This window comes from Chitiniphilus shinanonensis DSM 23277, assembly GCF_000374805.1.
Lineage (GTDB): Bacteria > Pseudomonadota > Gammaproteobacteria > Burkholderiales > Chitinibacteraceae > Chitiniphilus > Chitiniphilus shinanonensis.
In genome coordinates, this window is record NZ_KB895360.1 from 1 (window position 1) to 15,231 (window position 15,231).

The 15,231-nt window shown below is 65.2% G+C and carries 8 protein-coding genes; 2 read left to right on the forward strand and 6 right to left on the reverse strand.

Translation table 11 applies throughout. The annotated features are described in order from the left end of the window. Nucleotides 1-6,904: carbohydrate-binding protein (locus C556_RS24140; protein ID WP_157236260.1), on the reverse strand; the 6,904-nt coding region annotated here is incomplete at its 3' end. Nucleotides 6,905-7,373: 469 nt separating this feature from the next. On the opposite strand from C556_RS24140, the gene C556_RS0117930 reads away from it, so the two are divergent. Beyond that, complete coding sequence (locus tag C556_RS0117930) at nucleotides 7,374-8,312, forward strand: DUF808 domain-containing protein (protein ID WP_018749631.1); 939 nt, start codon at nucleotides 7,374-7,376, stop codon at nucleotides 8,310-8,312. A gap of 205 nt (nucleotides 8,313-8,517) precedes the next feature. Here the strand turns inward: C556_RS0117930 and C556_RS0117935 are convergent, their stop codons facing one another. Both C556_RS0117935 and C556_RS0117940 read right to left on the reverse strand, forming a co-directional pair. Continuing rightward, nucleotides 8,518-9,657, reverse strand: coding sequence for a hypothetical protein (locus C556_RS0117935; protein WP_157236261.1), 1,140 nt, complete (start codon nucleotides 9,655-9,657; stop codon nucleotides 8,518-8,520). A 90-nt stretch (nucleotides 9,658-9,747) separates the two neighbouring features. Next, nucleotides 9,748-10,527 carry a hypothetical protein gene (locus tag C556_RS0117940; RefSeq protein ID WP_018749633.1) on the reverse strand — a complete coding sequence of 260 codons (780 nt, stop codon included), beginning with the start codon at nucleotides 10,525-10,527 and terminating at the stop codon, nucleotides 9,748-9,750. 49 nt (nucleotides 10,528-10,576) lie between these two features. On the opposite strand from C556_RS0117940, the gene C556_RS0117945 reads away from it, so the two are divergent. Continuing rightward, nucleotides 10,577-10,993: a hypothetical protein gene (locus tag C556_RS0117945; RefSeq protein WP_018749634.1), complete on the forward strand. Its 417-nt coding sequence runs from the start codon at nucleotides 10,577-10,579 to the stop codon at nucleotides 10,991-10,993. A 228-nt stretch (nucleotides 10,994-11,221) separates the two neighbouring features. Here C556_RS0117945 and C556_RS0117950 read toward each other — a convergent pair whose 3' ends face one another. The 3 genes from C556_RS0117950 to C556_RS0117960 all read right to left on the reverse strand — a co-directional run bounded on the left by C556_RS0117950 (nucleotide 11,222) and on the right by C556_RS0117960 (nucleotide 15,229). Further along, complete coding sequence (locus C556_RS0117950) at nucleotides 11,222-11,968, reverse strand: hypothetical protein (RefSeq protein ID WP_018749635.1); 747 nt, start codon at nucleotides 11,966-11,968, stop codon at nucleotides 11,222-11,224. Between the two features lie 681 nt (nucleotides 11,969-12,649). Next, nucleotides 12,650-14,563 (reverse strand): GNAT family N-acetyltransferase, encoded by a 1,914-nt coding sequence (locus tag C556_RS0117955; RefSeq protein ID WP_018749636.1) that lies wholly within the window; start codon nucleotides 14,561-14,563, stop codon nucleotides 12,650-12,652. 96 nt (nucleotides 14,564-14,659) lie between these two features. Next, a complete protein-coding gene (locus C556_RS0117960) occupies nucleotides 14,660-15,229 on the reverse strand; it encodes a hypothetical protein (RefSeq protein WP_018749637.1) in 570 nt (189 codons plus the stop codon). Nucleotides 15,230-15,231: the final 2 nt, after the last annotated feature.

The following is a 15,231-nucleotide window of genomic DNA, read 5'->3' on the forward strand; positions in this document are numbered from 1 at the left end:
AGGCGATCAGCCGGTCCTGCGCGTCGTAGCTGGCAGCGATGCCGTTGGCCTGGGTGCGATTGCCGTTGGCGTCATATTGGTATTGACCGATCACGCTGCCGTTCTGCGTCACTTCGATCAGCCGGCCGGCCAGGTCGTAGCGATAACCGTAGGTTTTGCTCGGGCCGTTGCCGCTGACGGTCTTGCCGACGATCTGGCCGACGCTGTTGCGGGTGTATTGCTCCTGGAACAGCACGCTGTCGCCGTGTTGGGCGGTAAAGCGCTCGATCTGGCCGTAGGCGTCGTACTGCTGGCTGGTGGCGATCTGGTCCAGGGTGCTGCCGGTGGGCAGCCCGTTGGCGGCGTCGCGCGTCACGGTCAGTGCACCCGCCTGGGTCAGCAGGCCGTCATCGTCGTAGCCAAACGCGATATCGGTGCCGGCAACCGTCATCTGCTTCAGGCGGAAGAAGTTGTCGTAGCCGAAGGCCAGTTCGCCGGTAACCGGGCCGCTATGCTGGATGCCGGTGAGCAAGGCGCCGTCGTAGGCGAACGTTTGCGCGATGCCATCGCTGGCGATGCTGCCCAGTTGGCCGCTGGCGAGATAGCCGTAGGCGATCTGTCGCTCGCCCGATTCCACGTTGCTCAGGCGGCCTGCCGCATCGTAGCCATAGGTGATGGCTTGCCCATCCGGACGCTCGACCTTGGTCGGCTGTTGATCCAGGTTGTACTCGAAGCGGGTGGCGACGTCCGATGCCCCCAAAGCCGGCGGCGCGTAGCGGGTGGCGAGGTCGATGTTGTTGAAGTCGAAGCCGTGGGCGGGCCGGCTGGGCGGGGTGACGGCGGTGAGGTTGCCGTTGGCGTCGTAGCCAAAGCCGATTTCGCGGCCATCCGGGGTGGTCACCCGGGTGACGCGGCCGGCCAGGTCGTAGCCGTAACCGGTCACGCGGCCCAGCGCGTCGGTCACGCTTTCCAGTTCACCCAGCGCGTTATAGGCATAGCGCGTGGTGCGAGTGCCGTCGCCGCTGCCCTGGCTGAGGGTACTCAGGCGACCTTTGGCGTCGTAGGCGTAGTCCACCGGCAGCAGGCCGGGCTGGGTCAGTTGCAGGGGGCGGCCCTGGGTATCCACTTTGACCGTGCTTTGGCGCAGCAGCGGGCTGGTGCTGGTGTAGCTGCGCTCAGCCGCTTGATACACCGTGCGGAAAGCTTTGCCATTGACGGTGAAGGTATCGGTCTGGCTTTGCAGGCTGAACAGGTTGGCGGGATCGGCCAGCGCCGCCTGCCGGACATGGGTCTGTGTCATGGCCAGGCCGGAAGGTGTTTTGACGCTGAGCTGGGTGGTCAACGGCGCCTGCATGCCGAAGCGAGGGTCCGGGCCCTCGGTCCACGTGGTGATGGTGCCGTCGGCGGCTGTGGCGACGTGGGTGCCGTCCGGCTTGCTCACCTGTTGCGTGGTCGATTGGTCCGGCAGCACCGTGCCACGTGTGGCGGTTCCATCCGGCTGGGTCTGCACGCCATAGGTGGTGGTGCGGCCCATCTCGCTGCGCTTGGTCACCTGATAGCCGTCGTCCAGTTCGGTACGCGCCAGATGCCAACCGCCGCCAGCGGCGTTGCGGTCGCTGGTGAGGCGGCCGTTGGCGTCATAGCCGAAGGTACTGGTTTGGTTACGCGGGTTGGTGAAGGTCTGCATCAGGCCATCGCTGCCATAGGTCATGCGCGTGGTTTCGCCCGCCGGATTGGTCACGCTGGCGAGATAGCCATTGGCATCGAGCGTGAAGGTGGTGCGCTGGCCGTTGGGCGCGATGATGGCGGTGGGCTGACCGGCGCCGGTGCGTTCGATGGTGGTGATGTTGCCGTCGGCGTCGGTCACTGTGCTCAACAGCCCTTCGGTGGTATAGCCAAAGCGATACAGATCGGTATTGGTGGTGGTGGAGCGGGTGGCGATGTGGCGACCATCATGATCGAACTGGTAAATCTCTTCGCCAGATTCATCGGGAATAGCAAAGTCCGCGGAATCAAAGTCGGGTAACGGCGGGCTGATTTTCATCACCACGTTTTCGTAACCGGAAAAGTAGACGTAGCCTTGCATATCAAGGGCCACGCTCAGTGGCATGCCAATGTCGTTGCTCTGCGGCCCCTCAAATGGTATCCACCCACCGGTGAGATAACGGGGCATTTTTCCCTGCGCCACGGAGGTGATGATCCCATCCGCTGCCACACGCCGAATGCGGCGATTTGAAGCATCCGCAATGTACAGATTCCCTTGCGCATCTACAGTCACATCGGTGGGCTGTGCCAACGAGGCAGCAATAGCCGGGCCGCCATCGCCCAAGGCATCAGCGGCTGCCCCTCCCGCTACGGTGCTAATCGTGCCATCTGGTGCGATGCGGCGGATTCGAGCATTGCCTGTATCCGCGATAAAGATCACACCTTCCGAATCCACGTCCATGCCCTGCGGTTGGTTCAGCAATGCTTCATTCGCCGGGCCACCATCACCGGCAAAACCAGCTTCACCGGTTCCGGCGATGGTGCTGATGATGCCGTCTGGCGATATCTTGCGGATGCGGTGCGCAGCAGACTCCGCAATATACAAGTTGCCGTTGGCATCGATTGCCAAGCCTCTCGGGTCAAACGAAGCGACCGATGTAGCAGGTACAAAATTGTCCGCTCCCTGCTGATGACTTTCAAAGCCCCCTGTGACTGCTAATACCTCGCCCTCCGGCGTTATTTTTTGAACACGCCAGTTAAACCCGTCTGCAACGTAGACGTTCCCATCTCTATCAACTGCTACATCGTAGATTTTTGATGTGCCCGTTCCGCGCTCCAACACGCCTTTTATGATTCCACTAGGCAATATTTTTCGCACATCTCCATATAATTCATTCCCCAGATACAAAGCACCTTCATCGTCAAAAACGAGGCCACGTGGAAAGTTCAGCGCTGCGACAACGGCCGGGCCATCATTTCCACTGGTCCCGGAAAACCCTGTTCCCGCGACAACCTCCAGCACATTTGAAATTGAATTCCCCTTACGGATCGCCCCACCTCCCAGCGACAATACGCCACTCTCAAAATTGTAATGATGATTAACATTGAGCGACCAGCCACCAATATCGAATAAGGCTGCCAGGCCGTGGGCCATCAACGGATATGTCTTCTTTTGCCAGAGAGTCACTTCGTTGCGGTTGCTACTCCCAGAAATCGCATCACGTCCAAAACTTTCAAAGGCTTGACCGAACTCTGCTGGCTGATAGTACTTCGCCTTATAAACATATCCAATATTGATTTTGGCAAAATGGCTTCCAAACATCGACCGTCCAAAAGCATCACCACCATCCCATTCAAAGTTGAATTTCTGATTCGCTTCAGGCGGAAAGCTCTTTTCCAGGCGTTTCCCCGCCACCTCAACGATCAAATCAATCCGCTGCAACCCAGGTGGCGTGCTATTACCAGTCAATGGAATCGCAATTTCAGTTTTCCGCACATGCCGGCTACTCCGGTAATTGATGGTAAATGGCGTCCCCACAATCGCCAGCGATTCGCCGAGCGCCTGGTTCTGGCATTCGATAATGGAACCCGATTCACAATCCGGCTTTTCTTCTACCGTTGGCGTTTCCGGGAATTTCGCCTTCGGCGCTTCCGCCCCCTCCGGCGGCCCATACGGCCAGTTGTAATCCCAAGGCGTGAAATGCCTGACCGGCACGCGCCACAAGCTTTTGCCCGCCGCGTACAGCCTGCCCAGTTGGGTGCGCTCTTCCAGCGTCATGCCGATGGCGCTCAGGCGGGTGTCGTCGTCGGCGTTGCCGTCGCCATCGCTGTCGATGCTGGCGATGCCGCCTTCCACGGCCAGTACCTCGATCACCACGCCGTTGTCGGACGGTATCCAGGCGGCTTTGTCGCGGTCGTAATAGCCGGCCGGCACGACGCCGCCGACGGGGAATTCGAGGAAGTTATCGGTGTAGCTGTAGACCGGCTGGCTGAACTGCACGCTTTTGGCGCCGGCGGCCATGGCTTCGTCCACGCTCAGCTCCACCGCGTAGGTGTAGCCGCTGGTGGGCGGCAGTTCTCCGGGCATGGCGTTGGGGCCGGTGGCGCCGACGGTGTATTCGGTGGCGCGCACGGTGGCGGTGGCGAGCGGCTGGGTGGTGCCGTCGGGCAGGATCATCTGCGCGGTGGTGCCCTGCGGGAACAGCAGGGTGGCCTGGCGGGTGCCGTCGCTGTCGGTCACCGGGTTGCCGCGCGCCACCTGCATGGTGGTGGCGCTGGCGAGGTCGATGGGGGTGGCCTGCGCATCCAGCCGGATCAGGGCCACGGCGGGAGCGATGGTCCAATCCTGCCAGCGGGTCTGCACGGTACGCTGCACCGGCAGAAAGCCATCCTTGCTGTAGTGCACGGTGAGCAGGCCGCCGCCGTTGGCAACCAGGTCGAACATGCCGTCGGCGCGGCTGTGGGTCTGGCCGTATTCCGGGTGGTTCAGGATCCGGACTTTCACGCCGGGCAGCGGCTTGCCGTCGCGGTCGGTGATCTGTCCACGCAGCACGGCGGCGCGCTTGGCCTCGATGGTGCCGGGCTCTACGCCGGTCTGGATGGCATTGGGTCCGGTGTAGAGGAAGGCGGTGCTGTCGGCCAGCCGGGTGGGTACGGTGGGATCGAGCGGCGGCGCCAGGGTGGCGGGGTCGGGCGGGACGATGCCGGGGTCTGCCGGTTCGTCCGGGTTGGGAACGGTGAGTTGGATGGCGTCGCTCTGGCCGCCCCATTGGTTGCGGGCCACCACCGACAACACATCGCCGCCTTGCGCCGCGATCCGTGCGGAAAAGGCGCCTTCGCCATCGGCGGTCGCCACGATCTGCTCGCCGCTGCGGGTGTTGGTCACCACCACTTGCAGCCCCGGGGCCACGGCCCCGGCGGCGCCGCTGACCGTGACGTTGCCTTCGGTGACGGCGCCCGCGGTCACCTGAGCCACCGCGGGCTGTGCCGGCAAGGTCGGGGCAAAGGTCAGCGTATGGCGGTATTCGGTGCGATTGCCGGCAACATCATAGGCCGTCAGGGCGATGTCGTTGGCGCCGGGTTGCAGGTGCAGCGTCCAGGCGAACTGCCGGGTGGCCGGGTTGGTGCCGCTGGCCTGCCAACGCCCGGCGTCGTTCAACAGCACGGTCGCCAGGGCGTCGTCCACCTGGCCGGACAGCACTACGGGCGACGTGGTGACCACTGCGCCCTGGGCCGGCAGCATCGATTCGAAGCGCGGCGCGATGCTGTCCAGCACGAAGGCGTGATCGATCACCGCGCTGCGCATGCCGAAGCGGTCGGTGACATAGGCGCCGAAGCGGTGCGGCCCGTCCACCAGCGCCTCGGCGGGGATAAAGCTGGCCACGCGCTGCGCGGGGTCGAATTGCAGCTGCGCCGAAACCGCCGCGTCGTCCAGGCTGGCGTGCCATCGATAACCGGCGAAATGCTCGGCGTCGAATCCGCACGGGCTGCCGTTGCAGTGGGCGTCGTAATGCAGGGCGAACGTCGGGCGCGGCTGGTTGATCGGCGACGGCCCCGGCTGTTGCAGGGTCAGCGCGGGGCGAAGCTGGAACACGTTGGCGCCGAGGATCGAGCGCCCGGTTTCCACTGCCTGGGCCGGATACGCCGCGCCGTCCACGGCAAACGGCGTGAGCTGGCCGGCGCTGTGCAGCCAGAACAACTGCCCCAGCGCGTCGAAGCGCAAGCGTTGCGGCTGGATCAGCCCGCGCGTCGCCAGATCGACTTGAAGGCGTGGCTGGGTATCCCACCCGTAGACGCGCAGCGTCGTGTCGCTCACCAGCCACAGTTCGCCGCTCCTGGGGTTGATCGCGACATCCACCACCGCCTCAGGCAGCTCGATGGTCCTGACGTCGGCATGCGGTTGCGCGGGCACCGTCGGCGGCGCATCCGGCACGGGCGACCACAAGGTCGGAGCATTCAATGGGGTCCAGTCGGAGCCGGGGTGAGTGGTGTGCGACGCCAGCGCGCGATAGGCGATGCCCTGGTACAGCACCACTTCGCCGATCTGGTAGAAGCTGCCGATCTGCCACGGCACGGGGGTCGGCGCCGGCTGCAACGCGCCCACATGGGTCCACAGGGCCGGGGTGGCCGGCGGGGTCCAGTTGGCGCCCACCGTCGCGGTATGTGCGGTGCGCACCCGGTACACCTGGCCGGCAAAGCTCACCGTCTGGCCGACCTGATACGTCACCCCTTCGCGCCATGCGGGCGGCGCGATGTCCGAATCCAGCTGCGCCGGATCGAGCTGCCACACGCGCTGCGGCGCGATCAGCCACAGCTTGCCGCCCAGATCGTCGAAGGCGATGCGGGTCACGCCCGGATAGCGCGCCGACAGATCGAAGCGCCCCAGCTGGACGCCATCCGCGCGATAGCGCAGCAAGGTGCCATCGGCCAGCGCCCACAGCGTGCCGTGCAGATCGACCTCGATCAGCGATATCGCCGCGCCCGCCTCGCCGTGTCCAAGCAGTTGGCCTTCGCGATCCAGGTGAATGAACGAATGGCCGGCCGCCAGCCACAGCGATCCGTCGCGGCCATCCACGGCCAGCAGGCCCGAAGCGGCATCGGTCTGTGCCGCGATGGCGGCGGCGGCCCCGTCGGCGTGGCGCTGGCGCAGCGGCACCAGATCGATGTGGGCAACCGCCTGGCCGGCTTCGTCGTAACGCGAGACACGCTGGGCTTCGCGCACCCAGACGCCACAGCCCTGGTCGCCCATGGCCAGCGCCAGCAGCGAGGGCGAAGCGACCCGGGCGGCGGCCGCCTGCTGCGCGAATCGCAATTGCGACGCGCCCTGCCCGTCGGCAAACCACACGCATGAACCACCGTCCGGTGGGGTGGAGGCCAACACCGGCATGGCAGCCAGCGTCACGAGACAAAACAGGGCAAACCTGGAAATCGGCGCACGCATGATTCTGATCACCTTACGGCGCCGGCTCGGCGCCACACTGAAGAAGAGTCGTTCTGAAAAAGCAAGGCAGTCGCCGCAAGCCTTCGAGAAAGAGGCTGATGCAGCGCCGGTCAATGATTTACAGACAGTGGAAGGTGATCAACGCGGAATCGGCCCGAAGTTGAGCCAGGTGGAACAGCGCCGTTTGCGTGGCCGCAACGAGTGCATTTGTTTGCGCTCATCAAGACTTGGCGCGGCTGATTATGCGAATGGCGTGAGGCACCTTGTGTCCGGCCGCCTGCGACCGGGGCGGGGGAACGCAAGGCGAATCGTGGGACGACCGCATTCGGCCGGCGCCAGGGAAGCCGCGCCGGGGCGGGGTCGCGGCCATGGCGCGCAACGCCCCTGCGAGCGCCGTTTCAGATCGTGTACCATCTCGCACCGTTCGCCCGCGCCTCGCCGGGCGTCATCCACCGACAAGGAATCCATCATGGCTGGAGCCAGCCTGCTGACATTGCTCGACGATATCGCCACCGTGCTGGACGACGTGGCGCTGATGACCAAGCTGGCGGCGAAGAAGACCGCCGGGGTGCTGGGCGACGATCTGGCGCTGAACGCCGAACAGGTGACCGGGGTGCGCGCGGAGCGCGAGCTGCCGGTGGTGTGGGCGGTGGCCAAGGGCTCGTTCCGCAACAAGCTGATCCTGGTGCCGGCGGCGCTGGCGATCAGCGCGGTGATCCCGTGGGCGGTGATCCCGCTGCTGATGCTGGGCGGCGCCTTCCTGTGCTTCGAGGGCTTCGAGAAGCTGGCGCACAAGCTGCTGCATGGCAAGCACGAGGAAGCGGCCGAGCACGCGCCGCACGTCGAGGCGGTGGCCAATCCCGCCATCGATCTGGTGGCCTACGAGCAGGACAAAATCAAGGGCGCGATCCGCACCGACTTCATCCTCTCCGCAGAGATCATCACCATCACCCTGGGCACGGTGGCCGCCGCCAGCTTCGGCGTGCAGGTGGCCGTGCTGGCGGGGGTGGCGATCATCATGACCGTCGGCGTCTACGGGTTGGTGGCGGGCATCGTCAAGATGGACGACGCCGGCCTCTACCTGTCGCAGCGCGGCGGCAACCTGCAACGCGGCTTCGGCCGGCTGTTGCTGAATTCGGCGCCCTACCTGATGAAGCTGCTGTCGGTGGCCGGCACGGTGGCGATGTTCATGGTGGGCGGCGGCATCCTCACCCATGGCGTGCCGGCGGCCAACACCCTGATCCACGATTGGGCGCACCACGCGGGCGCCGTCGCCGGCATCGGCCCGGTGCTGGAATTCCTCGCCCCCGCCGTGCTCAACACCATCGCCGGCATCATCGCCGGCGGCATCGTGCTGGCGCTGGTCACGCTGGCGACCAAGCTGTGGCGGGGCGTGCGCGGCAGGTAGGCTGGGGGAAAAGGGCCACTGCAAACCTTGAACCCCACCCCACATCTTGGAACACAGAGGGCACGGAGCGCCCGGAGAACACGGAGAAAAACAGGGAGGAAAGCAAGGAATCCAGAGCCGGATTTGCCTTCCTCAGGTTCTTCCTGGCTTTTCTCCGTGCCCTCTGTGTGCTCTGTGTTTCAAGATTTGAAGTTGTTTTTCAGCGTCATTCCACCCGGCCGATCCCGTAGCGCGACCGCTTGTGGTCCTGGTACGCGTCCTTGGCGTGATCGTCCAGCGCGACGCCGGTGCGCGCCGCCTCGCTCCACCACTTGCCCAGCTTCTGCCCGATCCTGACCTGCGCCGCCACCGGGTCCATCTTCTGCACGTTGGTGTATTTGTCCCACTTGGCTTCGAACTTGGCCTTCTTGCGGTCGAAGGTGTGGTCGATGGTGGTGTTCAATGCCTCGTGCAGGTTGAAGGCCGTTGCCTGGTAGTTGCTCGCCGTGGCGCTGGTTCCGCTTCGCTTGTGCTCCGCGCTGACCTGATCGGCCAGGTCGGCCGCGCCGTCCTTCTTCAATTGGCTGAGATGCCCGCTGAGATAACCCTTGAAATCGCCCAGCATCGCCTTGTCGTCGTCGCTATGCGTGGACGGATCGTTGCCCAGCGCCAGCTTGGCCCGCAGGAAGGTGGCCCGCACGGCGGAGCCGGTAAAGCGGGTATTGGCGGCATGCAGCCCGGTGAGGTCCTCGACGAACGAGGTGACCGCCGGGCTCATGAAGGAGAAGGCATCGCTTTTGGCGGCGCTGTCGTTGATCCGGCGTTTGTCGGATGGGGTGTTCCTGACCGTCTCCTCGACGCCGGTCGCCTTCCGCTTCACCTGGCGGGTGGCAGGCGCGGTGTAGTCGCCCAGGTCGGAGGTCTTCACCGGCACGCCCATGATCGACTTGATCGCGCGGCCGTACTTGGTGGCGGAATCCAGCGTCAGCGTCTGCGGCAGGATCTCGTTCCAGGTGGTGCCGTGCCCGAAGCCGGTCATCATGCCCTGGGTCCACTTCTGCTGGTCGTTGGCGCGCACCTGCTCCTTCAGCTGGTATACCGCGTTCACCTGATGCTGCTCGCGTTGTCGCACCCCTTCGCTTCTGAACTTGACCGGGAAGGTGGTGCCCAGTTGGGTGCTGATACGCCCTCCGCTTCCCACCTCGTCCAATTGCTGGCGGAACGGATTGCCTTGTACCGGAACGGTCGAAGTGATGGGGGAGACATTCGGCCCCGAGAAATCCTCACGCTTGATCTTCTTGGTCGGCCTCGGGCTATCGCCCCCGCTGCCGCCCGTGCGCTTCTGGGGTAACAGTTTCGGATCCACGGTATTGGTCCTTATCGGTGGATGGATCGTTGCGCGGCGCCACGGCGCACGCCCGATGTGCGCCGGCCCGAAGCGATGCTGCGCGCGGGGTCAGAGGCCATGTCGGGCCCGCAGTTCGTCCGCCCACCCGCCCGGCACCTGACCCAGCCCGTGCTTGTTGAACTTGTGCTGCACGTACTCACCCAGATGTGCGCCGTACCCCTTGTCCAGCCCGCGCTGGCCGGCCGCGAGCGCGGCGCTGAAGCGCGAATCGGCGATCTGCTGCACCAGCGGCTCGGTCTTCTGCGCCCGCGCCTTCTCCACCGTATCCAGTTGCGGAAACTTCTTCGTCAGCCCGGCGAATGTGGTGGCCATGTCCGGCGAAGCCAGCTTTTGCGATTTGGCCGACCATTTCTCCGACAACGCCTGTGCCATCAGGCCGGTGCCGGCGTCATGGGTATCGCTGCCCATGACTTCCGGACCCAGCACAGTGGAGGCTTCATTGACCCGCAGCAGCGTCGCGGTGAGCAAGCCCCGATCGCTGAACGTCTTGCCGCGCCAGTTGTTGCCGCCCGATGGCGGGCTGAGCATGTCGCTACGCCCCGCCACCAGCGCCTTGTTGGCGCGCGTCAGGTCGGTCATGTGCAATTCGGGGGCCAGATTCTTGTACTTGGTGCTCATGGTGCTCGAAGGCGTCGCCACCTGCTGCCACCAGTACTTGCCCGTGGTAGGCGCCACGTGGCTGGTCCAGCCTTCGTAGACCCCGAAGCTGCTGCCGCCCGGTTGCACCTTGAAAACGTTGCCCGATTGCGATGCCGCGCGTGCCTCGTCCAGGCTTTTCACCCGCGGCACCTTTTCCGGGTTCATCCCACCGCCATGCTGGTAATCCATGTCGCTTCCTCGTGTATCGTTAAGTGGTTTCCTGCCCAGGCCGCCGCATATGCGCAACAAGCCCCTGTTCCTGCCCTACCCGCTCGGCCTGCGCGACCGGCGCCACGAAGTGCGCGTGCTCAAGCCCGACGGCGCGAAGCACGCGGTGCTCGGCACCAGCCAGCCGCTGGAGGACGACCGTCGCGCCGCGGTCTACCGCCAGTGGGGTTTGCAGGCGCAATCGCCACGCCAGCCACCGCCCCCGGCCATCGATACCCCCCTGCCGCAGCGCAGCCAGACCATCCTGTCGCACCAGGTTTCCGAACTGACCCGCGCCGAACTCAATGGCGGCGCCACCCCGACCAACAACCAGCCCAACGCCAACGACCCCGTGCCGCGCACCGAACCGCTGGGCCAGCCCGGCGAAACCCCGCAGTCGGTGATCACCGTGATCGGGCCGAGTATTTCGGTGAGGCTGGGGCGGTAGCGCTTCGAAGCTTGAAAACCAAACCCCAAATCTTGAAACACAGAGGACACGGAGAACACAGAGCTCCACAGAGAAAAACAGAGAAAGAAACGAGAGGAGGGCGAGCCGGTTCCTGTGGCGATTCATCAAGCCAAATAGACGTGCATTTCCCTCGGACTTCCTCCGTGAATCTCCATGTCCTCTGTGTTTCAAGATTTGGGGTTTGGCTTTCGAGACTTTTCCCGCCGCCTAGAACTTCCGCCCGTACTGCGCGAACACGCTCTTGAAGCGCGGCTTTTCCTTGCCGGTCTTCTTGCTGATCCCCGGGTTGTCGCCGCGGTCGTAGACCACGCCGACGGTGGAGCGGTCGTGGCTGTCCACCGCCATGTGCATCACGTTGCCGTCGCCGTACTTCTCGAATTTCTTCATCGCCATGCGCTCCATGTGGCTGTCCACGGCGATGTTCGGGTAGTGCGGCGCCCACACCGTCTTGAAGGTGTTGCCCTCGGTGCCGACCAGGCTGTACGGCGCGCGGTGGGCGCGGTCGTACTGCACGTCCTCGTTGTAGGGATTGGGGCTTTTCGGGTAGGGGATTTCCTTGTCTTCGGCGCTGTCGCCATGGCTGAACACCCGCGACATGGTCATCATGAAACCGTCGTAGGCGCCGCCCTTCTGCGGGTTGCTGCGGAAATCCTGTTGCACCACGTTCACCTTGCCGCTGCGCAGGTTTTCCATCGCGCTCAGGGCGAACGGCGGCACCACGTCGGACAACTTGGCGCCGCGCGTGGCGGTCTTGGAAATATCGCGATGCATGGTATGGCGCTCGGTATCGTCCAGCTTGCCCTGCTTGCTGTCGCTGTGCGCCAGCTTCATGGTCGAGGTGGTGTCGAAGCCGGTGTGACTCAGCCCGCCCAGGCTGGCCATCTGGCGCTTGTTGCTTTCCTCCAGTTTCTGGAAGTTGGTCTGCGAGCGCAGGGTGCGCTTTTCGCTGCTCATGGGGGTTCTCCAGTGGTGTTGTGGCGGCCCCGATCACGGGACGCTCTGAGGGCTTATTTATGTACGTCGCCGAACCGGCGGGCTAATAAGGGCATTTACCGCCCGCGTTGAGGCAGGGGATAGTGATCTTTGGTCTCCGCTAGTACGAGTTTGTCTATAGGGAACTTGCCGCCAAGTCCGTCCCCTGTCATGGGAATGAACTTGAGCCCAAGTCCCGTTTCGAGAAATAGTTGCCCATGTAGTTGTAAGCCCCCTTCGACTAGTTCTTGAGCCGGTATTTCTCAACACTGCTTCTGTCGGATTTAGTGCCCCTCCAGACTGAGTCGAAATAATCGGAAAATTGTATCGGCTTCCGCCACCATGGCTTGTCATCACAATTACTCCTGAGTATTAACGTCGACCCGGGCCTATCAATGCCCGGAAAAAACGCCATACCTCAAGACCCCGACCATTCCACCTATTTTCAAAATCCGCCATAAGGTCGATATGTATCTTGAAAGCATGGCTTGCCACGCTGAATAACAGCGTTTTTCGGAGTCAATCCCCCGATCTATTTGCAAGCCAATACCCAATCGATAGCGATCCACCGGCCTATATTTCGCCGTTCATCCCGCCATCCATTCCATATCTCCAGTTTCTTTTTCTATCACCACCGATTCGCGCCGTGGCCGCGCACCTGCCCTATTCCATATCCCCCGCCAACACAATCGGACTCTCCAACCCCCGCAGCAGCCGCGCCAACCCCGCCACGTCCCCCCCTGCCGGCCAGCGCATGAAGATCAACCCGTCGTCCGGCGCCGCGGCGCGGCAGTCCAGCGGGGTGAAGCCCACCCGGTCCAGCACGCGTCGGGAGCGGTGGTTGTCGCGGTAGACCGAGGTGTAAAGCTGCGCGCCGTCGGGCATGGCGCACAGCGCCAGTTGCACCGCGCGCGCGGCCAGGCCGTGGCCCTGCCAGTCGGCGCCCAGCCAGAAATGCAGGTAGGCGGCGCCGTCGTGCCAGGCGGCGGAGACCACGCCGATGGCGCCGCCGTCGGCGTGCAGCACCGCGTAGCCGTGGCGGTTCGACGCGGCGGCTTCGCCCAGCCAGTCGGCCATCGCGCCGGGGGTATCGAAATCCGGCAGGCGCGTCATCACGCCGATCTGCGGGTCGCGGTATTGCGGGAACAGCGCGTCGGCGTGTTCCGGGCCCAGCGGTTCCAGCGTCAGTTCACCATCGCGCGGCAGCGCGGCCGGGCACCACGACAGCGCGGCGCGGGCGGTGGCGCGGGACTCGCACTGCGCCAGCAACGCCTGCAATGCTTCGTGGTCGGGATGCGCGGCCAGCGCCTGCCGCAGCAACGGCGGCGCCAGTTCGCCGTGGCCGGCGGCGATTTCCACTTCGGCCAGCAGGTGGCAGACGTCGGGATGCTCGGGCCACTCGGTGCGCAGCCACGTCAGCTGGTGCCGCGCCAGCGCCAGGTCGCCCAGCCGCCACGCGGCGCGGGCCAGCTCGTACTGGAACGGGCCGTCCAGCAACATTGGTTGCGCGGCGACGCCGCGCAGCGCGTTGCGCCAGGCGCTGCGCGCCACGGCGTCCTCCGGCGATGCCTCCAGCAGCGCCGGCAACAGGCGGCCGCAGACCTCGGGGTCGTGTTCGCTGGTCTGCAACAGCGCCAGCCGGGGCGGCAGGTGTTCCGCCGCGTCCAGCGTCGCGGCGTGGGCGTCGGGGCCGCAACCGGCCAGCCGTTCCGCCAGCAGGTCGGCCAGCGCCGTGCCGTCATGGGCCACGTCGCACCATGCCAGATACATCACCGCGCCGGCGGTGTGCTGCTGGCTGGCGCGCACCGTCGCGCCCTGCGCCTGCTGGCGGCAGGCGATGGCGTGCAGGTTGAGCGGCAGCCGGTCGCTGCCCACGGTGAATTCGGCCGGCGGGTGCAGCGCGCCCAGGCGCACGTCGCGCGCCTCGACCACGCCGTAGTCCACCGCCAGCAGCAGGAAGCGCCCGGCGCTGGCCTCGGCCAGCGCGTCCAGCCGCGCCAGCGTTGCCAGCGGCACCGAGAAACCGGCGCTATTCACGTGCGCCAGATAATCGCCCGGCAGCACGCCGAGCACTGCCGCGTCCAGCGGCTGCCAGTCGCAGCGCAGGGTGTAGCGGTGCGGCGCGTCGCCGGGCGTGGCCAGCAGTTCGCCGCGCAAGGTGCGTTCGTAATGCACGCCGAACAGCGCCGGCAGCGGCTGGCCCAGCGCGCCGGCCGCCAGCCAGACCACCGGGTTGGCGCCCGGCGCGGCGACGTGGTCGTCGTCGCGATAATCCACCTGCCAGTGCCCGCGTCCCAACGCCGCCAGCCGCGCCTGCACCCGCGGCAGCAACGAGGCGCACAGCCGGCCTTCGCCCGGCGCCAGGTCCAGCACGGTGAACGGCGCGGCGGCATCGATGCCGCCCGCCGCCTCGGCCGCCAGCCAGCCGTCGACGATGGCGTCGGCCCACGCCTGCGCCAGGCGCGGCGTAGCCAGCCAGTCGGCGAGGTCGGGATGCACACCGGCCAGGCCGGCGAACGGCACAGCGGCGAGCGATTCGTCGCCGGGATCGACTTGCGGGGCGGCGGTGGCTTGCATGCGTGGCTCCTTCGACCGGCGGACAGGTCGTCCGCCGGGGATTACGGTTACTTGTTGATCGGCTGCGGCGGCAATCCGAACACCGCACGCCGGCCGTTACTGCTGATCCAGCGTGCGCCGCTGGGTGCGCGGGCTGAGCGGCGGGTGTTTGTCGTCCGGCGCTTCCTCGATGTTGAAAGCGAGATGCGTCTTGAGCCGGGTCTTGTCGAACAGGTCGTCGCCACGCATGGGGGTTTTCGCGCCCTTGGGCTGGTGCTGCATCGGATCGAGCACGCTGGTCGCCGAGTGCACGGTGCCGTCGGGAGCCGTGGCGAGAAAACGGTCGTGCTCGAATTTCGCGCCCACCTTGTCGTCCTGGTGATAGCGCTCGAAGACTTTGAAATCCTTGCCGTGCGCGTTCATCGTGGTCAGCAGGCGCACGTCGGTCACGTGCTTGACGGTGGAGCTGGTCTTGCCCTGCTGCGTCTGGATTTCGGTCAGGTGCGGATAGCTGCTCAAGCCGAATTCGCCGTGCGGCGAGGTGAACGACGCGGTGGTCACCGTCGGCGGCTTGGTCTTGTAGCTGGTCTCCGGCGTGCCGCCCACCGTTTCGGTGGTCCGCCCGGTGAACACCCGTTCGCTGGGCAGCTGGGCGCCGCGGTCCGATCGTCTTTTGTCTGATGCCATGT